Genomic DNA, 24,168 nt, shown 5'->3' with positions numbered 1-24,168 from the left:
CTAGACTCGGACGTCCCGGTCTGACAGGTGACCGGGGGCATTTCCGCAGGATTGTCCACCACAATCGTTACCGCTCGAGGAGAAGACCTTGAAGAGCACCGTCGAGCAGCTGAGCCCGACGCGAGTCAAGATCAATGTCGAGGTGCCGTTCGACGAGCTCAAGCCGAACTTCGACCGCGCCTACCGCAAGATCGCCCAGCAGGTGCGCATCCCGGGCTTCCGGCCCGGCAAGGCGCCCGCTCGCGTCCTGGAAAGCCGGATCGGGCGTGGCCCGGTGCTCGACGAGGTCGTCAACGAGGCCATCCCGGCGAAGTACATCGAGGCGGTCCGCGAGAACGAGGTCCGCACGCTCGGGAACCCGGAGTTCGACGTCACGAAGCTCGAGGACCGCGACGTCCTCGAGTTCACCGCCGAGGTGGACGTGCGCCCGGAGATCGAGCTGCCCGACCTCGAAGGCTTCGCGGTCACCGTCGACGACGTCGAGCTGACCGACGCGGAGGTCGACGAGCAGCTCGACGAGCTGCGCGCCCGCTTCGGCACGCTGACCGGCGTGGAGCGCCCGGCCGAGACCGGCGACTTCGTCTCGATCGATCTGGCCGCGACCGTCGAAGGTGAAGCCGTCGAGGAGGCCGCCACCAGCGGGCTCTCCTACGAGATCGGCTCCGGCCAGCTCGTGGACGGCATCGACGAGGCGATCGTCGGCGCGAACGCCGGCGAGACCCGGTCGTTCACCACCGAGCTCGTCGCCGGCGACCACGCCGGCAAGGCGGCCGAGGTGACCGTGACCGTCCAGTCGGTCAAGCAGCGCGAGCTGCCGGAGGCCGACGACGAGTTCGCCCAGATGGCCAGCGAGTTCGACACGATCGACGAGCTGAAGACCGACCTTCGCGAGCGGCTCGCCCGCGTCAAGAAGATGCAGCAGGGCGTCCAGGCGCGCGACAAGGTGCTCGACGAGCTCCTCGAGCGCACCGAGGTGCCGATCCCGGAGAAGGTGCTCGACGCCGAGATCGAGAACCGCAAGCACGACGCGATCCACCCGTTCGACCACGACGAGGCCCAGTTCGCCCAGGCCCTCGAGGCCGAAGGCCGCACGCTGGAAGAGTTCGACGCGGAGACCCGCACCGAGGCGGAGAAGGCCGTCCGCACGCAGCTGCTGCTGGACACCATCGCCGACAAGGACGAGGTCTCGGTCAACGACGGCGAGCTGACCGAGCGGATCATCTACCAGGCCCAGCGCTTCGGGATCAGCCCGGACGAGTACGTCCAGCGCGCCCAGCAGTCCGGCCAGCTGACCGCGATCTACGCCGACGTCCGCCGCGGCAAGGCGCTCGCCTCCGTGGTCCGGAAGGCGACCGTCACCGACGGTTCGGGTGCCGAGGTCGACCTCGCCGAGCTGTTCGGTGGCGAGGAACCGGCCACCGATGCCGCAACCGAGGAGACGCCGGCCACCGAAGAGGCGGCGAAGACTCCCGCGGAGTGAAGCTGTGAGCGAACTTGGGCGGTGTCAGGCATTCTGCACCGCCCAAGTTCGTTAGGGTCGGTTGCAAGATCTCAAGCATCTGAAACGACAGCGGCGGTCGTCAGCACGAGACCGCCGTCGGCGAAAAGGCAGGCAGACGTGACGCAGCACACGCCCGAGGCGCGGACCGGAACCGCAGGGCTCACCCTCACCGACTCGGTGTTCGAGCGGTTGCTCCAGGAGCGCATCGTCGTCCTCGGTTCCGAGGTGAACGACGAGATCGCCAACCGGATCACCGCGCAGCTGTTGCTGCTCGACGCGGACGACGCCGAGTCCGACATCCGCTTCTACATCAACTCGCCGGGTGGTTCGGTCACGGCCGGGTTCGCGATCTACGACACCATGCAGCTCATCCGCCCGGACGTCGCGACCTACGCGATGGGCATGGCGGCCTCGATGGGGCAGTTCCTGCTCTCCTCGGGCACGCCGGGCAAGCGGTACTCGCTGCCCCACGCGCGGATCCTGATGCACCAGCCGTCGGCAGGCGTCGGCGGTACGGCCTCGGACATCGCGATCCAGGCCGACCTGTTCAACAAGTGGAAGCGCGAACTGGCCCAGATCACCGCGGACCAGACCGGGCAGACGGTCGAGCAGATCATCGCGGACGGCGACCGCGACCGCTGGTTCACCGCGCAGGAGGCGAAGGACTACGGGTTCGTCGACCACGTCCTCACCGCCGACATCGCCCGTCCGGGCTCGAACTGAGCCGAAGCACCAAGGAGACTTGACCATGAGCAACTTCAGGCTCCCGGGTGACTTCCGGGCCCCTTCTGCACCCCAGTCGCGGTACATCCTCCCGTCGTACGTCGAGCGCACCAGCTACGGCGTCAAGGAGTCGAACCCGTACAACAAGCTGTACGAGGAGCGCGTCATCTTCCTCGGCGTGCAGGTGGACGACGCGTCGGCCAACGACGTGATGGCCCAGCTGCTGCACCTCGAGCACGAGGACCCGGACCGCGACATCCTGATCTACATCAACTCGCCGGGTGGCTCGTTCACCTCGCTGATGGCGATCTACGACACGATGCAGTTCGTCCGCCCGGACATCCAGACCTACTGCCTCGGCCAGGCCGCCTCCGCGGCCGCGGTGCTGCTGGGGGCCGGTACCCCGGGCAAGCGCTACGCGCTGCCCAACTCGCGGGTGCTGATCCACCAGCCCGCCACCGAGGGCACCTACGGCCAGGTCTCGGACCTGGAGATCCAGGCGAACGAGATTCAGCGGGTGCGGCGCCAGATGGAGGTCATCCTCGGCAAGCACACCGGCAAGGACCCGGATCAGATCCGCAAGGACATCGAGCGGGACAAGATCCTCACGGCCGAAGAGGCCAAGTCGTACGGCATCATCGACGAAGTGCTGCCGTACCGTAAGGCGTCGGCTCTGTAGATCCGCCAGGCCGGTGTGTGTCAGGAAGACGACATACACCGGCACTCTGGTTTAGGGTCGTCCTTCTGACGTGCTCCCGGTGCCCGTGGGTGTTCCCGCCCACGGCATCGGACGGGTACCGTCAGTGGCAATGCGTGAGGCTCCGCCCGGTCGCTCGCGGCCGGGGGGTCGCACCGTCGCAACACACGTCAGGCGCGGACAACCGCGCCGGAGGGGACGAGGTCAACGGCCATGGCACGGATCGGTGACGGCGGAGACCTGCTGAAGTGTTCTTTCTGCGGGAAGAGCCAAAAGCAGGTGAAGAAGCTCATTGCCGGCCCCGGGGTCTACATCTGCGATGAGTGCATCGACCTCTGCAATGAGATCATCGAGGAGGAGCTGGCCGAGGCCGGCGACGTCAAACTCGACGAGCTGCCCAAGCCCGCCGACATCCACGAGTTCCTCGAGCAGTACATCATCGGCCAGAACGACGCCAAGCGGACCCTCGCGGTAGCGGTCTACAACCACTACAAGCGGATCCAGGCGGACGACAAGGCCGGCCCCAAGGACTCCAAGGAGGAGTCCGTCGAGCTCGCCAAGTCGAACATCCTGATGCTCGGCCCCACCGGGTGCGGCAAGACCTACCTCGCCCAGACCCTGGCGAAGATGCTGAACGTCCCGTTCGCGATCGCGGACGCCACGGCGCTCACCGAAGCCGGGTACGTCGGCGAGGACGTCGAGAACATCCTGCTCAAGCTCATCCAGGCGGCGGACTACGACGTCAAGCGGGCCGAGACCGGGATCATCTACATCGACGAGGTCGACAAGATCGCCCGCAAGTCGGAGAACCCCTCGATCACGCGGGACGTCTCCGGCGAGGGTGTGCAGCAGGCGCTGCTGAAGATCCTCGAAGGCACCACCGCCTCCGTCCCGCCGCAGGGCGGCCGGAAGCACCCGCACCAGGAGTTCATCCAGATCGACACGACGAACGTGCTGTTCATCGTGGCCGGTGCGTTCGCCGGGCTGGAGAAGATCATCAACGAGCGGGTCGGCAAGCGTGGCCTCGGCTTCGGCGCGGAGATCCGCACCAAGTCCGAGATCGAGGAGAGCGACGTCTTCTCGGACACCATGCCCGAGGACCTGATCAAGTTCGGGCTGATCCCGGAGTTCATCGGCCGGCTCCCGGTCGTGGCGACGGTCAGTCACCTGGACAAGGAATCGCTGGTCAGCATCCTCACCCAGCCGCGCAACGCCCTGGTGAAGCAGTACAAGAAGCTCTTCGAGATGGACAACGTCGAGCTCGAGTTCACCAAGACCGCGCTCGAAGCGATCGCCGACCAGGCGGTCCTGCGCGGGACCGGTGCCCGCGGGCTGCGCGCCATCATGGAAGAAGTGCTCCAGCCGGTGATGTACGACATCCCGAGCCGCGATGATGTGGCGAAGGTCGTCATCACCGAGCAGACCGTCCGGGAGAACGTGAACCCGACGATCGTGGCCCGGCAGCCGACTCGGCGCGCTCGCAGCGAGCGCGGCGAGAAGTCGGCCTGACCCGGCCGTCTCCGGGCACCCGGCCCGGAGACCCGACAGGAAAGCTGAATGACTGCTGACTCTTTCCCGGGTACCGGGGGTACGGCCCCTGGCGGAGGCGTGCAGGCACCGCCTCCGCCGGAGCCGTCCCCGGTACCCGCCGGGGACGCTCCGGCCGGGAGGCCGCTCGGGTTCCGTGAGCTGAGCGAACGCGTGATCGCGTCCGCCTTCGAGCGGTACCGGTGGCTGAACCGCGTCCTGATGGGCGTGCTGGCCGTCTGCACCGGCACCTGCGTGGTGGCCGTGGTCGCCCGGCTGTCGCCGTTGCCCCTGATCCCGGTGCCGCTGTTCCTCGTCGCCGGCTACGGCCTCTGGCAGGCCCGCGGCGTCCGGGACCGGCGTCAGCTGTTCAGCTGGGTTCTCCTCTTCGGCCTCGCCACGATCGTGGGCTTCTGGCTCATCGCCGTCGTCGGCCGCTGGGTGGAGTGACCGGATTCCTCCGCCCGGTCCGTTTGAAGTTCACGGCGCCGGGGTAGCACCCTCCCGTGGTAGATGCCCTGACCCCGTTTCGGCATCCGGCCTTGTTCTACCGTGGTGACAGTGAGTACTTGGACGGCGTCGTTCCGTTCCTCCTCGAAGGCCTCGACCGGGGCGAACCGGTCGCCATCGCCGTTCCCGGCCGCAACCTCCTGCTCGCCGAGAAGGCCCTCGGCCCCCGTTCGGGCGAAGTCCGGCTGATCGACCTGCACCAAGCGGGCCGCAACCCCGGCGCGATCCTGCCGACGGTCCTGCTCGCCTTCGCGGGCGAACACGTGGGCCCGGTGCGGATCGTGGTCGAGCCGGTCTGGCCCGGCCGGACCGCCGCCGAGTACCCGGCCTGCGTGCTGCACGAAGCGCTCATCAACACGGCCTTCGCGGGGCGGGCCGTCGCGGTCCTCTGCCCGTACGACACGGCGGCGCTGGCCCCCGGTGTCCTGGCCGACGCCGGCCGCACCCACCCGGAGCTGTGGGAACCGACGGGCCGGTCGGTCAGCCCGCACTACGACCCCGACCGCGTCCGCGCCGACCTCACCCGGCCCCTCGAGTCCCCGGCGGCCGCCGTCGAGCGCGAGTTCGGCGTGGGCCAGCTGGCGACGTTGCGCGGCTTCACGGAGATCTGGGCGGCCCGCCACGGCCTGCGCCGCCCGCGCCGGGACGACTTCGCGCTGGCGATCGCCGAGCTGACCACGAACAGCGTGCTCTACGGCGGCGGCACCGGCATCCTGCGGCTGTGGGCGGAGGACGAGCACGTCGTCGCGGAGGTCACCGACGACGGCACGATCACCGAGCCACTGGCCGGCCGCGTCCCACCCCCGGCCGCCACCCTCGGCGGGCGCGGGTTGCTGCTGGTCAACCGCCTGGCCGACCTGGTCCGCACGTACTGGGTCCCGGGCCGCACGACGACCCGGGTCCACTTCCGCTGCTGAAGGCCCCCGGCCCTCCAGGGACGCGGGGTCAGGCGGTGGTGCGGGGGACGTGCTTGCCCAGGAAGCTGACCAGGCTGGGCACGACCGTCTTGTTGAACGTGTCCCCGTGCTTGCCGTGGGCCGTGTGGGCGACCGCCGGGTGGGCGACGTCGATGTAGCGGCGGACGCCGGTGATGAACGAGTCCTCCGTGCCGCACCAGATGGCGTTCGGGACGCTCGCCGTCTCGGCGATGTGGCGCAGCGGGTCGAGGGACACCCAGTCCTCCATGCCCGTGAAGATGTGGCGCTTCGCCATCTCCGGCCAGTTCGTGATGAGGGCCGGCGCCAGCGTGGCGACCGCCGCGGGCGGCTGGCGGCGTTCCACCCGGCGGCGGGTGTACAGCAGCGCGCCGAACCCGCCCATCGAGACGCCCGTGCAGGCGAACGGCTGGCCGGTGTCACCCGCGAAGCCGCGCGCGCGGAGCCACTGGGGGACCTCTTCGAGCAGCATCGCCATCGGGTCGTCGTTCGGGTGCACCTGGTGCCAGTAGTTGTCGCCGCCGTCGACGGCCACGAAGCCGTACGCCGGGACGGCCTTGCGGGCGACGTCGCTGGAGAGCTGCTTGAGGGTGCCGGTCGGGGCCGCGCTGCGGGCGTTGCCGTGCAGGCCGTGCAGCATCAGCGACATCGGCAGCCCGCGCGGCGGGGTCTTCGACGGCAGCAGGAAAACGAGGTCGACCATCCGGCCGCGAGCCGCGGAGTAGACGCGCTCGACGCGCGTGCTGCCGAGCTGGGTCGTCGGGTTCGAGGACGCCACGCCCAGCGCCCGCTGCAGGGCCTGGCTAAAGGGCAGCTTGCCGGTGGCGGTGCCCGCGGCGAGACCGGCCACGGCCACCCCGGACGCCCCCGCGATCAGCACCGAACGGCGGCTCAGCCACCGCCGAGCGTCCCGGACCGCCGCGCTCCCCAACGTCGGCGGCGCCTCGACACCCTCGTCGGCTCCAGCCGGCTCGGTAGGCGTGCGGTCGTCTTCGTTGAGCGGTGCTTCAGAGCCTGCCCCGGCCCCGGAAACCGCGTCAGGGCGTGCCCCGGCCGCGGCCTGAGGCTCGGCCTCGGGCCGCTGCGCGTCGCCCCGGTCCCCGTCTTCCTCGTTCACCTGTCTCCGTCCCCCGCTTGCCACTTCCTGGGACGCCGCGCACCCGCTCCGCGTTCCCCCGCGTCCTGTCCTCCGCCGGGTTAGTCGTTCCCACCTTGCCCGGCGTTTCCGATTCGCGCGCGCCAAGCCGCTTTCGCGGCCTCGGACGAGCGTCCGGCCTGGTCCACAGTGTCCCCGAGCCCCACCGCGAGGGTGATGCCCAGGGGTATCAAGATGTGGTCTATACCCTGTTCGCCGGGCCCGAAGTGCCCGGACGCCTCCAATGTGACGAAACCGTGCAGTGCGCTCCACAACTGCGCCGCCGCCTGGTACTTGTCGGCCGGCCGGAACCGTCCGGCCTCGATGGCCCGTTCGGTCGCCCGGACGATGTGCTCGAACGCCTCCAGGCCCTCCTGGGCGGCTTCACGACCCTCTTCGGTGGTGAGGTCGGAGAGCGTCGCGCGCTTGCCGCCGGGTGCGCTCTGCCCGAACGTCACGGCGAACAGCTGCGGCTGCTCGGCGACGGCCTGCCGGTAGGTGCGGGCCAGGGAGAAGATGTCCGCCACCGGGTCGTCGGTCGCCGTGACCGCGCCCAGCCACGCCGACAGCCGCAGGAACCCCACCCGCGCCACCTCGTCGACCAGCGCCGCCATGCCCCCGAAGTGCGTGTAGACGGCCATCGTCGAGACGCCGACCTCCGCGGCCAGCTTGCGGGCCTGCAGCGACTCGGGGCCGCCGTCGTCGAGCAGCCGGATGGCGGCGTCGACGAGCCGGTCCTTGACTTCGGTCGCGCGCGGTTTCGGGCTCATGCTTGCCAGTATCCCATAACCCTGTTATAAATGAAGCTATAACCGAGTTATGGCACGTTCTGAGGGGTCAGCCATGGGCACCAAGTTCCTCGAAGGCAACTTCGCCCCGGTCAGCCGGGAACACACGATCACCGAGCTGGCCGTCACGGGGTCGATCCCGGACTTCCTCGACGGCCGTTACCTGCGCAACGGCCCGAACCCGCTGTCCGAAGTGGACCCGGCGGCCTACCACTGGTTCATGGGCGACGGCATGGTCCACGGCGTCCGCCTGCGCGACGGCAAGGCCGAGTGGTACCGCAACCGCTGGGTGCGCAACCCGTCGGTCACGGCGACGCTGAACGGCGAGGACGCGAGCCGCTTCTGCGGGCTCGACGCGCTGGGCGCCAACACCAACGTCATCGGCCACGCCGGCAAGACCCTCGCACTGGTCGAGGCGGGCGCGCCGATCTACGAGCTGACCGACGAGCTCGACACCGCCGGCCGCTGCGACTTCGACGGCACGCTCCCCGGCGGCTACACCGCCCACCCGAAGCGCGACCCGCGCACCGGCGAGCTGCACGCCGTCTCGTACTTCTTCGGCATGGGCAACAAGGTCCAGTACTCCGTGATCGACGCCGCCGGCCACGCCCGCCGCACGGTCGACGTCGAGGTCACCGGCTCGCCGATGATGCACGACTTCTCCCTGACCGAGCGGTACGTCGTGTTCTACGACCTGCCCGTGACGTTCAACGCCGAGATGGCCGTGGCCGCCAACGTGCCCAGCGCGCTGCGCACCCCCGCGAAGCTGGTGCTCTCGGCGATGGTCGGCAAGGTGCGCGTGCCGGACCCGGTGTCCGCGATGATGGCCCGCAAGATCGGCGCGAACGGCGGCCTGCCCTACCGCTGGGACCCGAAGTACCCGGCGCGGATCGGCGTCATGCCGCGCGAAGGCGGCAACGGCGACGTCCGCTGGTTCGACGTCGAGCCCTGCTACGTCTTCCACCCGCTCAACGCCTACGACGACGGCGACGACATCGTCCTGGAGGTCGTCCGCCACCCGCGGATGTTCGACCGCGAGCTGCACGGCCCGGACGAGGGCGGCCCGACGCTGGACCGCTGGACCGTCGACCTCGCCGCCGGGAAGGTCATCGAGGAGCGCCTCGACGACCGCGGCCAGGAGTTCCCGCGCGTGGACGAGCGGCTCGTCGGCCGCCGCCACCGCTACGGCTACGCGATCGCCACGGACGGCGGCGCGACCCCGGCCGGCTCGCTGTTCAAGCACGACTTCCGGACCGGCTCGGCGCAGGAGCGCGCGTTCGGCGGCGGACGTCAGCCCGGCGAGTTCGTGTTCGTCCCGTGCCACGACGACGCGGCCGAGGACGACGGCGTCCTGATCGGCTTCGTCTTCGACCCGGCGACGCAGCGCAGCGACCTGACCCTGCTCGACGCGGGAACGCTGGAGACGGTGGCCGCGGTCCACCTGCCGGACCGGGTGCCCCACGGCTTCCACGGCAACTGGGTGCCGGCCACGCCGTGAGGATCGCGCCGGCCGGTGTTCCTACGTCAGGACCCGGTGGTCGCCGGTGTAGAGGTTCATCGACTCGCCGCGCAGGAAGCCGATGAGCGTCATGCCGTTCTCCTCGGCCAGTTCGACGGCCAGTGACGACGGCGCGGACACCGCGGCCAGCAAGCCGATCCCGGCCATCGCCGCTTTCTGCACCAGCTCGAACGACACCCGCCCGGACACCAGCAGGCCGTGTCCGGGCGCCGGGATCCGGCCCGCCATGACGGCCCAGCCGAGCACCTTGTCGACCGCGTTGTGCCGGCCGACGTCCTCGCGGACGACGTCGATCCCGCCGTCCGGGGTGAACAGGGCCGCCGCGTGCAGCCCGCCGGTGCTGGCGAACACCTTCTGCTGCGCGCGCAACGCGTCCGGCAGCGTGGCGAGCGTCTCGCTCTTCACCGCGAAGGGGGCGCCGGCGGGGGAGTAGCGCGTCTTGAGCTTGACCGCGTCGAGCGCGGCCTTGCCGCAGACCCCGCACGAGGACGTCGTGTAGAAGTTGCGCTCGACGCCGACGTCCGGCGGCGGCACGCCGGCCGCGAGCGCGATGTCGAGGACGTTGTAGGTGTTGCGGCCCTGGTTGTCGACGCCGTCGCAGTAGCGGGCGACCGCGATGTCCTCGCGGCCGCCGATCACGCCTTCGGACAGCAGGAAGCCGTGGGCCAGTTCGACGTCGTGGCCCGGGGTGCGCATGGTCACCGACAGGGCGCGGCCGCCGACCCGCAGCTCGAGGGGTTCTTCGGCGGCCAGCGAGTCGGGACGCCGCCGGTCCCCGGTCGCGGTGATCCGCCGCACCGGCCGCCGCACGGTCACCCTGCCCATCGCTCGCACCCTTCGCCGTCGGAAAGTTTGACACTCGCATGGTGCAACACCGGGTATTTAGTAATACATTCCCTCCATCATCCCCACTCTACGGAGGGATCCGATGGCTCTCGGCTTCCTGGACCGTTCCCGGATCGTCGCACCCCCAGGCTGGACGCGCTGGCTGGTGCCCCCGGCGGCCCTCTCGGTGCACCTGTCGATCGGGCAGGCCTACGCGTGGAGCGTCTTCAAGACCCCGCTCGAAAAGACGATGCACCTCACCGGCACGCAGAGTTCGCTGCCGTTCCAGCTCGGCATCGTCATGCTCGGGCTGTCCGCCGCGTTCGGCGGCACGCTCGTCGAGAAGAACGGCCCGCGCTGGGCCATGTTCGTCTCGATGTGCTGCTTCGCCACCGGATTCCTCGTCTCGGCACTCGGTGTCGCGACCGGGCAGTTCTGGCTCGTCGTCGTCGGATACGGCGCGATCGGCGGCGTCGGCCTCGGAATCGGCTACATTTCCCCGGTTTCGACGCTGATCAAGTGGTTCCCGGACCGGCCGGGCATGGCCACCGGCATCGCCATCATGGGCTTCGGCGGCGGCGCGCTGATCGCGTCGCCGTGGTCGTCGTCGATGATCGGCACCACGCCGACCACCGGCAGCATCGCGACGGCGTTCCTGGTCCACGGCGTCGTCTACGCGGCGTTCATGTCGCTCGGCTGGCTGATCGTGCGGGTCCCGGCCGACGGCTGGAAGCCGGCGGGCTGGGAGCCGAAGACCGACCACGGCACGGCGATGATCTCCACCGCGAACGTCTCGGCGGCCAACGCCATCAAGACGCCGCAGTTCTGGCTGCTGTGGGTGGTGCTGTGCTTCAACGTGACCGCGGGCATCGGGATCCTGGAGAAGGCGTCCCCGATGATCGTGGACTTCTTCAAGGGCACCTCGACGCCGGTCGGCGCGGCCGCGGCGGCCGGGTTCGTCGCGCTGCTGTCGCTGTGCAACATGCTCGGCCGGTTCGTCTGGTCGTCCACATCGGACGCGATCGGGCGCAAGAACATCTACCGCACCTACCTCGGTGTCGGCGCGGTGCTGTACCTGGTGATCGCGCTGACGTCGAATTCGTCGAAGCTCGTGTTCATCCTGTGCGCCATGGTGATCCTGTCGTTCTACGGCGGCGGGTTCGCGACGATCCCGGCGTACCTGAAGGACCTCTTCGGCACCTACCAGGTCGGCGCGATCCACGGCCGGCTGCTCACGGCGTGGTCGGTCGCCGGTGTGCTCGGCCCGCTGATCGTCAACGCCATCGCCGACAGCGAGAAGTCGGCCGGCAAGTCCGGCCCGGACCTCTACGCGACGTCGTTCTACATCATGATCGGCCTGCTGGTGGTCGGCTTCGTGGCCAACGAACTGGTGCGGCCGGTGCAGGCGAAGTTCCACGAACCCGCCGCGGCGGGCGAGACCGCGAAGAGCGAGGCGTGATGAGCGAGCAGAAAACCGGGCCCAACCGCGTCCCGCTGATCGTGCTGGCCTGGGCGTGGGTCGTGCTGCCCTTCGGCTACGGCGTCTACCAGCTGTTCCTGAAACTGGTGCAGCTCTTCGGCTGACCGGTGTGCCCGGGACCACCGCGAGTGGTCCCGGGCACACCTTTGATGTCTCAATGTTGACATTAAGACATTATCGCTCCAGGCTGGTGACAGCCGACCCTGTTGGAGGACCGCTGTGACCCGTCCCGCCTTCCACCTCGCCATCCCCGTCGACGACTTGGGCCGCGCCCGCGCCTTCTACGGCGGTGTGCTCGGCCTGAGCGAAGGCCGTTCCGCCGACAAGTGGGTCGACTGGGACTTCCGCGGCCACCAGGTCGTCACCCACGTCGTCGCCGGGGCGCGTGCCGAAGCCGGGCGCAACCCCGTCGACGGCCACGACGTCCCGGTGCCGCACTTCGGGCTGGTGCTGACCGTCGAGGACTTCCACGTCCTGGCCGGACGGCTGCGTGACGCGGGCACCGAGTTCGTCATCGAGCCCTACCAGCGCTTCGCCGGCGAGCCGGGTGAGCAGTGGACGATGTTCCTGCACGACCCGGCCGGGAACGCCCTGGAGTTCAAGGCGTTCCGCGACGAGTCGCAGTTGTTCGCGCTGTGAGCGGACCCGGGAACGGCGTCCTCGTCACCGGGGCGTCCCGCGGCATCGGGCGCGCGGTGGCCGGCGCCTTCGCGGCGAACGGCCACCGCGTCGCCGTCCACTACGGCACCCGGCGGGCGGACGCCGAGGCGACGCTCGCCGCCCTGCCCGGTGACGGGCACGTGCTCGTCACCGGCGACCTCGCCGACCCGGCGGCCGCCCAGCGGATCGCCGACACGGCCGAGGCCGGGCTCGGCGGCGTCGACATCCTGGTGAACAACGCGGGTGTCGCGCCGACGCCGGAGACGGCCCACCCCGTCACCGGGGTGTCCTACGCGGACTGGCAGCGGATCTGGCGGCACACGGTCGACGTCAACCTGCTGGGCGCGGCCAACCTCAGCTACTGCGTCGCCCGGCACCTGATGACCCGCGGGGTGCCCGGCCGGATCGTCAACGTCGGCTCACGCGGCGCGTTCCGCGGCGAGCCCGACAACCCGGCGTACGGCGCGAGCAAGGCCGCCCTGCACGCGTTCGGCCAGTCCCTCGCCGTGTCGCTGGCGCCGCACGGGATCGCGGTGACGTCCGTGGCGCCCGGCTTCACCGCCACCGAGCGCCAGCTGGACCGCATCGACGACGCGTTGCGCGCGCAGAGCCCGTTCGGCCGGGTCGGCACGCCCGAGGAGGTCGCGGCGGCCGTGCTGTACCTGGCTTCCGCCGACGCGACCTGGGCGTCCGGCGCGATCCTCGACCTCAACGGCGCGTCCCACCTGCGCATGTGACGTGGCTCACCCGTGCAGCAGATCGGGCGGCGACGGCGTCAGGAGGGCGTGCATGCACTGGGGAAGGTCGTCGTCGCCGGGGTCGCCGTGGTCGTCTTCTGCGGCACGGCTTACGGCTACGCGAACCTGCGTTCGCTCGACGAGGTCACCCGCGACGACGTGATCGGCGCCGCGGCGAAACCGGGCGAGCAGCCGGCCGACGGCTCGCTCGACATCCTGCTGGTCGGCCGCGACTCGCGTGACGACCAGCAGGGCAACCCGATGCCGGCGGACCTGCTGCGCGAACTGCGCGTGGGCCCGAACGGCGACGACCTGACCGACACCCTCATCGTGCTGCGGATCCCGAACGGCACCCAGGAGGTCAAGGCGTTCTCGATCCCGCGGGACAGCTACGTCTCGATGCCGGGCGGCAAGGGGAAGATCAACGCCGCGTTCGGGCGCGCCAAGGCCGGGGAGGCGCGGAACCGCCGGGAGGCGGGGGAGACGGACAAGAAGAAGATCGACCAGGAGGCGCTCACCGCGGGCCGCCGCGCGACGCGGCAGGCGGTCGAGGACCTCACCGGCGTCACGATCGACCACTTCGCCGAGGTCAACCTGCTGAGCTTCTACGAGATCAGCAAGGCCGTCGGCGGCGTCGACGTCTGCCTGAAGACGGACACGAAGGACCGCAACTCCGGCGCCGACTTCAAGGCGGGTCCCCAGCGGATCGCGGGCGCGGACGCGCTGGCCTTCGTGCGCCAGCGCGACAACGTCAAGGGCGGCGACCTCGGACGCGCCCGGCGGCAGCAGGTCTTCCTGGCGGGGCTGGCGAAGCAGGTCCTGTCGTCGGGGACGCTGAGCGACCCGGGCAAGCTGTCGGACCTCATCGACGCGGTGAAGCGCTCGGTGGTCCTCGACGGGTCCTGGAACCTGCTCGACTTCGTGGCGCAGATGCGCGGGGTTTCCGGCGGGGGCATCCAGTTCGCGACGATCCCGACGGTCAACGTGGACTACCGGTACGACCCGGCCAACCCGCGCGCCACCGCGGTGCAGGTGGATCCGGCTCAGGTCAAGGCGTTCGTGGCGGGGCTGATCGGCGCCGCGGCCCCGGCCGCCCCCGCGCTGATCGTCGACGTGGCCAACGCGAGCGGACGCTCGGGCCTGGCCGCACGAGTCGGGGATCTTCTGCGGGACAAGGGATTCGCGCCGGGAACGGCGGGCAACACGGCCTCGCGCCGGACGTCGTTGGTCCGTTTCGGCCCGGACCTCGCGGACCGCGGCGCGGAGGTCGCGAAGCTCCTGGGCGGCTTGACGACCCAGCAGGCGTCCTCGGTCCCGGCGGGCCACATCGAAGTGGTGCTGGGAACGGTGTATTCGGGCCCCGGAATAGCGGGCGGCGGCGGCGCACCGGGCGGCGACGAACCGATCACCTCGGGCGGCGTCGTCTGCGTGGACTGAGCCGCGCTGTGAAACGCGGACAGTCCCGATCGCGACTCCCGGGCCATGGGCAAAGAGAACCGGGACACCCTGGTCCTGCAAGCGCGGGCGGCCTTGATCATGGCGGCGTTGCGGCGGTCGATCGTCACCTGCAAGGAGCTGGGCCACGCGATCGGCCGCCGTTGACCGCGCTGGTGGTCAACGCGCGGACCGGCGAACCGGGAGCCGGCTGGCGTGGCACCGGCAAGCCGTGGCACGCCGACGTCCAACGGGTGTTCCGGTTCTGGGCCGCGCGGGATTGACCGAAATACTGAGCCGCGCTGGTCATTTTCCCGAAACGCGTCGAAGTCGTTTTCTCCTGGCGGGGACCGGACCACAGCGGACCACTGGCGATGGTGGTCCTTGACGCTGCTGTCCTGGTGAGGCAGGGTTCATCGAACCGTGAAACCCCGGGTGCCGAACGGTTTCGGCGCCGCTCCACCGCGACTGATCACCGGATCGGCGATCATCAGGAAAACCGATTTCCACCGTTTCGCCTCAGGAAAACCGAATGCGCAGAAGCTCCGTCCGCCAATGGTGGTGGACACTTCCGATGATCGCTTCAGCCGTTCTGCTCGCCGGCTGCCAGTCGATGTCCGGGACGGTGCACTACCCCGATGCCGTGGACGCCTGCAAGCTGCCCGGGCCGGACACCCTCAAGCAGCTCGCGCCCGGGACCGTCGAGATCCCGGCCGGCTCGATCAAGACGGTCGACACCAGGGTCGTGCCCGAGGACCGTTCCAGCGCCGGCAACGAGCTGACCAGCTGCAAGCGCCTGTTCGCCCGTGATCTCGGCGGCGGGAAGCCGAACCTGCAGGACTACCGGATCGTGACGATCGCCGTCGTGCGGTTCACCGCGTCCGACGCCGCCGAAGCGTCCGCCAAGGCCACCCAGCTGATGACCGACGCGCTCGGCGACCACTCGGGCGTGCGGCTCGCCACCGGCGTCGGCGACGAGGCCGGGTTCTCCGAGCAGTGGGCGGCCGTGCGCACCGGCAACGTCGTGCTCGGCCTGGCCATCGCCGACGGCGGGACCGAGGCCGCGCTGATCCCGCCGGCCACGCTCGACAACGTCCAGGCCATGGTCACCGACATGACCGGCACCCTGCGCCGGGACTACCAAGGCTGACGACCAACGCCGACGACCAAGGCTCAGTCAGGGCTGCGGCTCCAGCCGCACCACGATCGCCTTGGACACCGGCGTGTTCGACTTGTCGGCCACCGAGCCGAGCGGCACGAGCGCGTTCGCCTCGGGGAAGTACGCCGCCGCGCAGCCGCGGGCCGTCGGGTAGGACACCACCCGGAACGCCGGGGCGCGGCGGTCGCCGTCGTGCCATTCCGACACGAGGTCGACCATCGCGGCGTCCGCCAGCCCCAGTGCGGCCAGGTCGTCCGGGTTGACGAGCACGACGCGGCGGGCGTTCTCGATGCCGCGGTAGCGGTCGGACAGGCCGTAGATCGTGGTGTTGTACTGGTCGTGGCTGCGCATCGTCTGCAGCAGCAGCCGCCCTTCGGGCACCTTCGGGTACTCCAGTCCGGACACCGTGAAGTTGGCCTTGCCGTTGGCCGTGCCGCTGAACTCGCGGGAGTCGCGCGGCGCGTTCGGCAGCACGAACCCGTCCGGCTCGCGGACCCGGCGGTTGTAGTCGTCGCAGCCGGTCACGACCCGCGCGATCCGGTCGCGGATCAGGTCGTAGTCACCCTCGAACGTCCGCCACGGCACCGCGTGCCCGGCGCCGAGCAGCTTCTCCGCCAGCCGGCAGACGATCGCGACCTCGGACAGCAGGTGCTCGCTCGCCGGCTTCAGCCGCCCGTGGGAGGCGTGCACCTGCGACATCGAGTCCTCGACCGTGACGAACTGCTCGCCCGCGGCCTGGACGTCGCGCTCGGTGCGGCCGAGCGTCGGCAGCACCAATGCCGTGCGGCCGTGGACGACGTGCGAGCGGTTCAGCTTCGTCGAGACGTGCACGGTCAGCGAGCACGACCGGAGCGCCTTCTCGGTCGCCTCCGTGTCCGGCGTCGCCGAGGCGAAGTTGCCGCCCACGGCGAAGAAGACCTTGCCGCGGCCGTCGCGCATCGCGTGGATCGAGTCGACGGTGTCGAGGCCGTGCTCGCGCGGGACGTCGATGCCGAACTCGCCGGCGAGGGCGTCCATGAAGGACTGCGGCATCTTCTCCCAGATGCCCATCGTCCGGTCGCCCTGGACGTTCGAGTGCCCGCGCACCGGGCACAGGCCCGCGCCCGGCTTGCCGATCATCCCGCGCATCAGCGCCAGGTTCGCGATCTCCGAGATCGTCGGGACGGCGTGCTTGTGCTGCGTCAGGCCCATCGCCCAGCAGTAGATCGTCCGCTCCGAGGACGCGATCATCCGCGCGACGCGCTCGATCTGCTCCCGCGGCAGGCCGGTGGCCCGCTCGACCTCGGGCCAGTCGATGCGGTGCAGGTGCTTGGCGTAGTCGTCGAAGTACTCGGTCGAGTGCTGGACGAACTCCCAGTCGACGATCGTGCCCGGCGCCTGCTCGTCCCAGGTCAGCAGCAGGTGCCCGACGGCCTGGAACAGCGCCAGGTCGCCACCGAGGCGGATCTGGGCGAACTCGTCGGCCAGCGGCGTGCCCTTGCCGACGACGCCGCGGACGTTCTGCGGGTTCTTGAACCGCATCAGCCCGGCTTCGGGCAGCGGGTTGACCGCGATGATCTTCGCGCCGTTGCCCTTGGCCTCCTCCAGCGCCGAGAGCATCCGCGGGTGGTTGGTGCCCGGGTTCTGCCCGACGACGACGATCAGGTCGGCCTTGTGGATGTCGGCCAGGCTCACCGAGCCCTTGCCGATGCCGGTGGTCGCCTGCAGCGCCGCGCCCGAGGACTCGTGGCACATGTTCGAGCAGTCCGGCAGGTTGTTGGTGCCGAACGAGCGCACCATCAGCTGGTAGAGGAACGCGGCTTCGTTGCTGGTCCGGCCCGAGGTGTAGAAGAACGCCTCGTTCGGGTCGGTCAGGGCCTTCAGCTCGCCCGCGACCAGCTCGAAGGCGTCGTCCCAGGAGATCGGTTCGTAGTGCGACGCGCCTTCGCGCAGCACGAAGGGTTCGGTGATCCGGCCCTGCTGGCCCAGCCAGTAGTCGGTCTTCCCGCGCAGTTCGGCGATCGGGTGCGCGGCGAAGAACTCCCGGCCGACCCGCCGTTTCGTCGCCTCCTCGGCGACGGCCTTCGCCCCGTTCTCACAGAACTCGGCCAGCTTGCGGTGCTCCCCGTCGACCTCGCGGGGCTCCGGCCACGCGCAGCCCGGGCAGTCGAAGCCCTGGCGCTGGTTCAGCAGCCGCAGCGCCTTGACCGTCCGGCCGGTGCCCATCTGCTCGACGCTGCGCAGGAGCGACACGGCCACGCCGGGTATGCCGGCCGCCCAGCCCTTCGGCTTGTGCACTTCGAGCTGGGCTTCGTTCACGTCCTGTGCCGGCGCCTCACGGGTCATGTGTTCATGGTGCGCCCCGATGACCGTTCACGCGAGCAGGGGGTTGGTCACACCCCCGGCACGCCACTTTCGCCGAGAAAGATGCGTCGGCGCCTCCTTGAGACGTCACTTTCCCTAGGAAAGATGCGTCGGCGCCCCCTTGAGACGTCACTTTCCCTAGGAAAGATGCATTGCCTCACGCGGATTTTACTTTGGCGGCGCGCAGTCCGCGGTCGGCGACGGTGACGACGAGCAGGGCCGCGCTGATGACGAGCAGCGCGATGGCCAGCCGGTGCAGGCCGGCCGAATCGGCGTGCGGGCCATAACAAAGCGCGATGAGCGTCGAGGCCACGATCGCGCCCAGGTACTGGGCCGTGCGGAACAGGCCGCTCGCCGTGCCCATCTGCTCGGCCGGGGCCTCCTGGTAGAGCGTCGTCTGGTTCGCGACGCTGGTCAGGCCCTGCGCCAGGCCGAACAGCGCGGCCAGGGCCAGCAGCGCGCCGATCCACGTGCCGTCGTGGACGGCCAGCAGCAGCGCCGAGCCGCCGAGCAGCGCCACGGCGACCGTGACCAGCCGGGCCTTGATGCCGGTGCCGCGGCCGGAGAACGCGGCGGCGCACACCGCCGTGCCCGACATCGGCAGCAGCATCAGCCCGGCGGCCTCCGCGCTGAGGTGCCGCGCGGTTTCGAGCCACTGGACGTAGCCGAACATGATCGCGTAGATCGCCATGAAGCTGAGCGCCTGCCGCAGGTAGGTGCGCAGGATCGCGTCGTTGGCCGCGAGCATCCGCAGGTCCAGGAACGGGGTGGCGCGGTGCAGCTCGACCAGCGTGAACGCGATCGCGAAGGCGGCGACGACCGCGAGCAGCCACAGGTCCGCGCCGGGGTTCATCAGGAAGAGTAGCAACGCCAGCAGCGTCGCGGAGAACAGTGCGATGCCCAGGACGTCGATCGGCGCCGCTGTGCGCGCCCCGCGGTCGTCCTTCGGCACCCACAGCAGCGCCAGGACCAGTGACAACCCGGCGAGCGGGATGTTCACGGCGAAGATCGCGGGCCAGCCGAACAGGCCGATGAGCAGCCCGCCCAGCGTCGGGCCGATGACCATCACCGTCTGCGCGGACATCGACAGCAGCGACAGCACCCGCGCGGGCACGCCCTGGCCGCTCGCTTCGGCGTGGTGGCGCAACACGGCCATCGCGGCCGGGAAGCCGGCGCAGGTGCCCAGGCCCAGGACCACGCGCACGCCGGTCAGCCAGCCGACCGAGAGCGGGATCATCCCGGCGATCCCGGCGACGATCACCAGCACAGCCCCGCCGAGCAGCACCCGGCGGGCGCCGTAGCGGTCCACCAGCAGCCCGACCACCGGCTGCCCGACCGCGGTGGCCAGGTAGAGCGCGGAGATCAGCCAGGCCGTCTGGCCGGGGCCGGCGCCGAAGCTCCGCCCGATCGGCACGAGCGCGACGGCGATGAGCGTGGAGTTGATCGGGTTGAGCACCGCCCCGGCCACCAGCGGGGTGACCAGGCGGGCGCCGAACTTGGCGGGAGCGGTGAGGGTGGTCGTGAGGACTCCTTCGGGGTCAGTGCTGGGCGACGCGCTGCAGCAGCGGCAGGGCGCGCACGACGGTTTCGAGCTCGGCGGGGGACAGCTCGTCCACCAGCGCCTGGGCGAGCCATTCCTCGCGGTGCTGGAAGACACCGCGCACGGTGTCGGTGCCGGCGTCGGACAGGCTGATCACCACGCGGCGCCGGTCGGCCGGGTCGGGGGTGCGGGCGAGGTAGCCCAGCTCGTCGAGGACGCCGAGGGTGGCGGCCATCGACTGCTGCCGCACGTGCTCGGCGGCGGCCAGTTCGCCCTGTGTGGCGGGGCCCCTGCGGTAGAGCCGGTTGAGCACGGCGGACTGCGACGGCGTCAGGATCCCGGCGTTGTCGACCTGGCGCAGCCGGCGGTGCAGCTGCCCGACGACCCCGCGGATCCAGCCGGCGTTCTCGGCGACGTGCGGTGGTACTTCACCCATACTCACAGCTTAGACTGCACAGTTCAGCCTGTGCATCTGGCTGTGACGCACTCCTCGGCGGGAGTGCGGGAGGGTCAGTCCTTGCAGCCGTGGACGTCGGGCATGGGGAGGCTCGGGTCGTAGGCGCCCGGCACGTCCTGGTCGTCGCCGGGCAGCCCGGGCTGGTCCGGGTTGGCGTAAGCGGGCGCGAGATAACCCTGCTTGAGCGCCTCGCAGCCGATCGAGTCGTAGAAGCTCCCGCCGCCGTCGCCGGGCCACAGGCCGCGGCTGCCCGCCGCGAAGTTCTTGCCCTGGCGGACGACGTAGCTCTCGTCCGACCGCACGAAACTCACGATCTCCCACGGGCCCTGCAGCCCGTCCGGGTGGACGTTGTCGAAGGCGTAGGAGGTGACGTACTTGACGTCGACCACCAGCTCACCCGGCTTCGCGCCGGCCTTCGCGGTCATCGAGCCGAACGTGCGCGGGCCCTGGTCGAGCAGGTGGTAGCCGTCGGCCAGCTCGGTGACGTAGGCCGAGAAGTCCGGCTTGGTCCCCAGGTCCTTCGCGATGGCGCCCTGGGCGTCCTTCGCGAACAACGCCAGGTAGGCCGCGGTGTCGTGCCGGTCGAGCACAGCGGGGTCGAGCCGGGACGCCGTGATCGCCTGCTTCACCTTCGCGTAGGCGTCGCCGACCTGCGGGGCGGTGAACGACCCCATCGCGGCCGGCGCGGGCACGGTGATCCCGTCGATGCCCTTGCGCCAGGCGTCCGCCGGGGTCCGCGCGTACGCGTGCTTCAGGTCCACCGGCGCGTACTGGGCGACCGAGGTCGGGTTGACCGTCGTCGGCACCGGCGTGTCCGGGGTGCCCGCTTCGCTGGTGGGTGTGCGCCGGCCGAGGGCGACGACCACGGCCGTCGTCACGGCCAGGATCAGCACGAACGCGACCAGGCCCCACCGGCGTCCCCGGCCCGGCGACGGCGCGTTCCGCCGGGCGCGCTTCTGCTGCTTGCGGAACTTCTTCCGGTCGCTCTTCGCCCCCAGCCAGGCGTCCGTCTGGGCGTGCTTGCGCCACTCCGGGTCCATCAGGTCCGGGTGCGTTTCGAGCAGGTTGTCCTCGTCCACGTGCTTCCCCCACAGTCGATGACTGATCATCGACGGAAGCACGGGTTCGTTACGCGGAAGTGTGCAGCGAGGCGCCGAAGAACAGGAACGGGTCCTCGTTGACGCCGACGCCCTGGACCTGGTGCACGACGACGGCCGCCGCGACCAGCGCGACGACCAGCAGCAGGGCGAGCAGCCCCGGCCACCGGCTGCTGCCGGGCCGCTGGGTGCCGCCGGTCCGGCGGTCGCGCTTGCGGCGTTTCCTCAGGTCCTTCTTGGCGCCCAGCCAGGCGTCCCGCTCGGCGTACTTCTGCCAGTCGGGGTTCATCAGGTCCGGGTGCGTCTCGAGGCGCCGGTCGTCCGGATCCTGCGGTTGCTGAGGCTGTGCCATCCCGAGTGCCTTCCCCCTGGGTGACCCGCCGTGACGGGTTCGTAGACTTGTCCATTGTGACCGAGAACGCTCCGCAGCAGACCACCGACCTTCCGGGTGCCTGGGACCCGGCCGCCGAGGAAGCACCGATGTACGACCGCTGGGTAGCGGCCGGGTACTTCACGGCCGACGCCTCGTCGGAGAAGCCGCCGTTCTCGATCGTACTGCCGCCGCCGAACGTGACCGGTTCCCTGCACATGGGCCACGCGCTCAACCACACCCTGATGGACGCGATGAGCCGCCGCCGTCGCATGCAGGGCTACGAGGTGCTGTGGCTGCCGGGCATGGACCACGCCGGCATCGCGACGCAGAACGTCGTCGAGCGCCAGCTCGCCGGTGAGGGGCTTTCGCGCCACGACCTGGGCCGCGAGAAGTTCGTCGAGCGCGTCTGGGAGTGGAAGGCCGAGTATGGCGGCCGGATCCTCGGCCAGATGAAGCGCCTCGGCGACGGCGTCGACTGGTCGCGCGAGCGCTTCACGATGGACGAGAACCTGTCGAAGGCCGTCCAGACCGTGTTCAAGAACTTCTTCGACGAAGGCCTGATCTACCGCGCCGAGCGGATCATCAACTGGTGCCCGCGCTGCCAGACCGCGCTGTCGGACATCGAGGTCGACCACAACGACGACGACGGCGAGCTCGTGTCGATCCGCTACGGCGACGGCGAAGACGCGATCGTGGTGGCCACCACCCGCGCCGAGACGATGCTGGGCGACACCGCGGTCGCCGTCCACCCGGACGACGAGCGCTACGCGCACCTGGTCGGCACGACCGTCGAGCTGCCGCTCACCGGCCGCCGCATCCCGATCGTGGCCGACAAGCACGTCGACCCCGAGTTCGGCACCGGCGCGGTCAAGGTGACCCCGGCGCACGACCCGAACGACTTCGAGATCGGCCGCCGGCACGACCTGCCGATGCTCACGGTGATGAACGAGCGCGCCGAGATCACCGTGAAGGGCCCGTTCGAGGGCCTCGACCGGTTCGAGGCGCGACCCGCGGTGGTCGCGGCGCTGCGCGAGCTCGGCCGGATCGTCGCCGAGAAGCGGCCGTACGTGCACGCCGTCGGGCACTGCTCGCGCTGCGACACGGTCGTCGAGCCGCGGCTGTCGCTGCAGTGGTGGGTCAAGGTCGAGGAGCTGGCCAAGCTGGCCGGCGACGCGGTCCGCGACGGCCGCACCAAGATCCACCCGCCGGAGCTGGGCAAGCGGTACTTCGACTGGGTCGACAACATGCACGACTGGACGATCTCGCGCCAGCTGTGGTGGGGCCACCGGATCCCGGTCTTCTACGGCCCGGACGGCGAAGTGGTGTGCGTCGGCCCGGACGAGCAGCCGCCGGCGGGCGAGGGCTGGACGCAGGACCCGGACGTCCTGGACACCTGGTTCTCCTCGGGCCTGTGGCCGATGTCGACGCTGGGCTGGCCCTCGTCGTCGTCCGATGACCTGGCCAAGTTCTACCCGACCAGCGTCCTGTCGACCGGCTACGACATCCTGTTCTTCTGGGTCGTCCGGATGATGATGTTCGGCGTGCACCAGATGGACGGCCGCCCGCCGTTCGACCACATCTACCTCCACGGCCTGATCCGTGACGCGCAGGGCAAGAAGATGTCCAAGTCGCGCGGCAACGTGATCGACCCGCTGGAGTGGATGGACGCCTACGGCGCCGACGCCACGAGGTTCACCCTGGCCCGCGGCGCCAACCCGGGCGCGGACATGGCGCTGGCCGACGAGTGGGCCGCGGGTTCCCGCAACTTCTGCACGAAGCTGTGGAACGCCACCAAGTTCGCGATGATGAACGGTGCGTCGGTCGCCGCGCCGCTGCCCGCTGCCGCTGACTTGACGGAGTCGGACCGCTGGATCCTCGGCCGCCTGGGCGCACTGGTGTCCGAAGTGGACGGCCTGTTCGAGGACTTCCAGTTCGCCAAGGTGGCGGGAGCGCTCTACCAGTTCACCTGGAACGAGCTGTGCGACTGGTACCTGGAGCTGGCGAAGGTCCAGCTGTACCAAGGGGATTCCTCGCGCGTCTCCGCCACTCGCGCGGTGCTCGGGCACGTGCTGGACACGGTGCTGCGCCTGCTGCACCCGTTCATCCCGTTCATCACCGAGAAGCTGTGGAAGGCGCTGACGGGCGGCGAGTCCCTGGTGGTCGCCTCGTGGCCGGTCGCGTTCGCGGGCTACGCGGACCCGGTCGCCGACGCGCACATCGCCGACGTCCAGAAGCTGGTCACGGAGATCCGCCGCTTCCGGGCGGACCAGGGCCTCAAGCCGGGCCAGAAGGTCGCGTCCCGCCTGGGCGGCTACGCGGGCGGCCACGAGGAGGCGGTCCGGTCACTGGTGCGCCTGACCGAGCCGTCGGACGACTTCGCGGCGAGCGCGTCGCTGGAGGTCGCCTTGGCGGACGGCGTCGTCACGGTGGAGCTGGATCTCTCGGGCACGGTCGACGTCGAGGCCGAGCGCAAGCGCCTGCAGAAGGACCTCGCGGCGGCCCAGAAGGAGCTGACCCAGACGGAGGCCAAGCTGGGCAACGAGGCGTTCATCGCCAAGGCCCCGGCCCCGGTGATCGACAAGATCAAGGCCCGCAAACAAACGGCGGCCACGGACATCGACCGCATCACGGCGCGCCTGGCAGCGTTGCCGGCTTCCTGACACGGTTCGACGGCACTTTCACGTGAAAGTGCCGCCTCCCGGCCGACCCGAACGGGCGCTGTTCCCCT

General features: G+C 70.2%; 22 protein-coding genes. 14 read left to right on the top strand and 8 right to left on the bottom strand.

The window, feature by feature from the left end; translation table 11 throughout:
- Positions 1-88 precede the first annotated feature (88 nt).
- From tig to MUY22_RS48495, 6 genes are all read left to right on the top strand, one after another.
- A complete protein-coding gene (gene tig, locus MUY22_RS48520) occupies positions 89-1,480 on the top strand; it encodes a trigger factor (protein ID WP_247055289.1) in 1,392 nt (463 codons plus the stop codon).
- 138 nt (positions 1,481-1,618) lie between these two features.
- The gene (locus tag MUY22_RS48515; RefSeq protein ID WP_247055287.1) at positions 1,619-2,224 is read left to right on the top strand and encodes a ClpP family protease; all 606 of its coding nucleotides are present in this window, start codon (positions 1,619-1,621) and stop codon (positions 2,222-2,224) included.
- A 25-nt stretch (positions 2,225-2,249) separates the two neighbouring features.
- Complete coding sequence (locus MUY22_RS48510; protein WP_247055285.1) at positions 2,250-2,903, top strand: ATP-dependent Clp protease proteolytic subunit; 654 nt, start codon at positions 2,250-2,252, stop codon at positions 2,901-2,903.
- A gap of 231 nt (positions 2,904-3,134) precedes the next feature.
- On the top strand, positions 3,135-4,430 hold the full coding sequence (gene clpX, locus MUY22_RS48505; protein ID WP_247055283.1) for an ATP-dependent Clp protease ATP-binding subunit ClpX: 1,296 nt from the start codon (positions 3,135-3,137) through the stop codon (positions 4,428-4,430).
- Positions 4,431-4,622: 192 nt separating this feature from the next.
- Positions 4,623-4,898, top strand: a complete 276-nt coding sequence (locus tag MUY22_RS48500; RefSeq protein WP_247055281.1) for a hypothetical protein — start codon at positions 4,623-4,625, stop codon at positions 4,896-4,898.
- Between the two features lie 56 nt (positions 4,899-4,954).
- On the top strand, positions 4,955-5,875 hold the full coding sequence (locus tag MUY22_RS48495; RefSeq protein WP_247055279.1) for an anti-sigma factor RsbA family regulatory protein: 921 nt from the start codon (positions 4,955-4,957) through the stop codon (positions 5,873-5,875).
- Positions 5,876-5,903: 28 nt separating this feature from the next.
- Here MUY22_RS48495 and MUY22_RS48490 read toward each other — a convergent pair whose 3' ends face one another.
- On the bottom strand, positions 5,904-6,824 hold the full coding sequence (locus tag MUY22_RS48490) for an alpha/beta hydrolase family protein (protein WP_247064494.1): 921 nt from the start codon (positions 6,822-6,824) through the stop codon (positions 5,904-5,906).
- Positions 6,825-7,090: 266 nt separating this feature from the next.
- Complete coding sequence (locus tag MUY22_RS48485; RefSeq protein ID WP_247055276.1) at positions 7,091-7,798, bottom strand: TetR/AcrR family transcriptional regulator; 708 nt, start codon at positions 7,796-7,798, stop codon at positions 7,091-7,093.
- A gap of 73 nt (positions 7,799-7,871) precedes the next feature.
- Here MUY22_RS48485 and MUY22_RS48480 point away from each other — a divergent pair, with 73 nt between their 5' ends.
- Positions 7,872-9,314: a carotenoid oxygenase family protein gene (locus MUY22_RS48480; RefSeq protein ID WP_247055274.1), complete on the top strand. Its 1,443-nt coding sequence runs from the start codon at positions 7,872-7,874 to the stop codon at positions 9,312-9,314.
- A gap of 21 nt (positions 9,315-9,335) precedes the next feature.
- Here the strand turns inward: MUY22_RS48480 and fdhD are convergent, their stop codons facing one another.
- A complete protein-coding gene (gene fdhD, locus MUY22_RS48475; protein ID WP_247055272.1) occupies positions 9,336-10,160 on the bottom strand; it encodes a formate dehydrogenase accessory sulfurtransferase FdhD in 825 nt (274 codons plus the stop codon).
- A 103-nt stretch (positions 10,161-10,263) separates the two neighbouring features.
- Between fdhD and MUY22_RS48470 the strand changes: the two genes are divergently transcribed.
- The 6 genes from MUY22_RS48470 (at position 10,264) to MUY22_RS48450 (ending at position 15,621) form a co-directional block, all read left to right on the top strand.
- Complete coding sequence (locus MUY22_RS48470; RefSeq protein ID WP_247055270.1) at positions 10,264-11,619, top strand: OFA family MFS transporter; 1,356 nt, start codon at positions 10,264-10,266, stop codon at positions 11,617-11,619.
- The gene (locus MUY22_RS49590) at positions 11,619-11,744 is read left to right on the top strand and encodes a hypothetical protein (protein ID WP_256475229.1); all 126 of its coding nucleotides are present in this window, start codon (positions 11,619-11,621) and stop codon (positions 11,742-11,744) included. The genes MUY22_RS48470 and MUY22_RS49590 overlap by 1 nt, the downstream gene beginning before the upstream one ends.
- Positions 11,745-11,859: 115 nt before the next feature.
- Complete coding sequence (locus MUY22_RS48465; protein WP_247055268.1) at positions 11,860-12,279, top strand: VOC family protein; 420 nt, start codon at positions 11,860-11,862, stop codon at positions 12,277-12,279.
- On the top strand, positions 12,276-13,037 hold the full coding sequence (locus MUY22_RS48460; protein ID WP_247055266.1) for an SDR family NAD(P)-dependent oxidoreductase: 762 nt from the start codon (positions 12,276-12,278) through the stop codon (positions 13,035-13,037). The genes MUY22_RS48465 and MUY22_RS48460 overlap by 4 nt, the downstream gene beginning before the upstream one ends.
- Before the next feature lie 48 nt (positions 13,038-13,085).
- Positions 13,086-14,474, top strand: a complete 1,389-nt coding sequence (locus MUY22_RS48455) for an LCP family protein (protein ID WP_247055264.1) — start codon at positions 13,086-13,088, stop codon at positions 14,472-14,474.
- Between the two features lie 571 nt (positions 14,475-15,045).
- A complete protein-coding gene (locus MUY22_RS48450; RefSeq protein WP_247055262.1) occupies positions 15,046-15,621 on the top strand; it encodes a hypothetical protein in 576 nt (191 codons plus the stop codon).
- 27 nt (positions 15,622-15,648) lie between these two features.
- Here the strand turns inward: MUY22_RS48450 and MUY22_RS48445 are convergent, their stop codons facing one another.
- The 5 genes from MUY22_RS48445 to MUY22_RS48425 all read right to left on the bottom strand — a co-directional run bounded on the left by MUY22_RS48445 (position 15,649) and on the right by MUY22_RS48425 (position 21,419).
- The gene (locus MUY22_RS48445; RefSeq protein WP_247055260.1) at positions 15,649-17,955 is read right to left on the bottom strand and encodes an FdhF/YdeP family oxidoreductase; all 2,307 of its coding nucleotides are present in this window, start codon (positions 17,953-17,955) and stop codon (positions 15,649-15,651) included.
- A 175-nt stretch (positions 17,956-18,130) separates the two neighbouring features.
- Complete coding sequence (locus tag MUY22_RS48440) at positions 18,131-19,441, bottom strand: MFS transporter (RefSeq protein WP_247055258.1); 1,311 nt, start codon at positions 19,439-19,441, stop codon at positions 18,131-18,133.
- A 70-nt stretch (positions 19,442-19,511) separates the two neighbouring features.
- On the bottom strand, positions 19,512-19,949 hold the full coding sequence (locus MUY22_RS48435) for a MarR family winged helix-turn-helix transcriptional regulator (protein ID WP_247055256.1): 438 nt from the start codon (positions 19,947-19,949) through the stop codon (positions 19,512-19,514).
- A 74-nt stretch (positions 19,950-20,023) separates the two neighbouring features.
- Positions 20,024-21,079 (bottom strand): hypothetical protein, encoded by a 1,056-nt coding sequence (locus MUY22_RS48430; protein ID WP_247055255.1) that lies wholly within the window; start codon positions 21,077-21,079, stop codon positions 20,024-20,026.
- A gap of 19 nt (positions 21,080-21,098) precedes the next feature.
- Positions 21,099-21,419 (bottom strand): hypothetical protein, encoded by a 321-nt coding sequence (locus MUY22_RS48425; protein WP_247055252.1) that lies wholly within the window; start codon positions 21,417-21,419, stop codon positions 21,099-21,101.
- 56 nt (positions 21,420-21,475) lie between these two features.
- Here MUY22_RS48425 and MUY22_RS48420 point away from each other — a divergent pair, with 56 nt between their 5' ends.
- Complete coding sequence (locus tag MUY22_RS48420; protein ID WP_247055250.1) at positions 21,476-24,100, top strand: valine--tRNA ligase; 2,625 nt, start codon at positions 21,476-21,478, stop codon at positions 24,098-24,100.
- Positions 24,101-24,168: the final 68 nt, after the last annotated feature.

Origin of the sequence: Amycolatopsis sp. WQ 127309 (genome assembly GCF_023023025.1) — a bacterium.
Lineage (GTDB): Bacteria > Actinomycetota > Actinomycetes > Mycobacteriales > Pseudonocardiaceae > Amycolatopsis.
The sequence above is the reverse complement of the archived record's forward strand: the minus strand, read 5'-3'. Positions and strand labels throughout refer to the sequence as shown.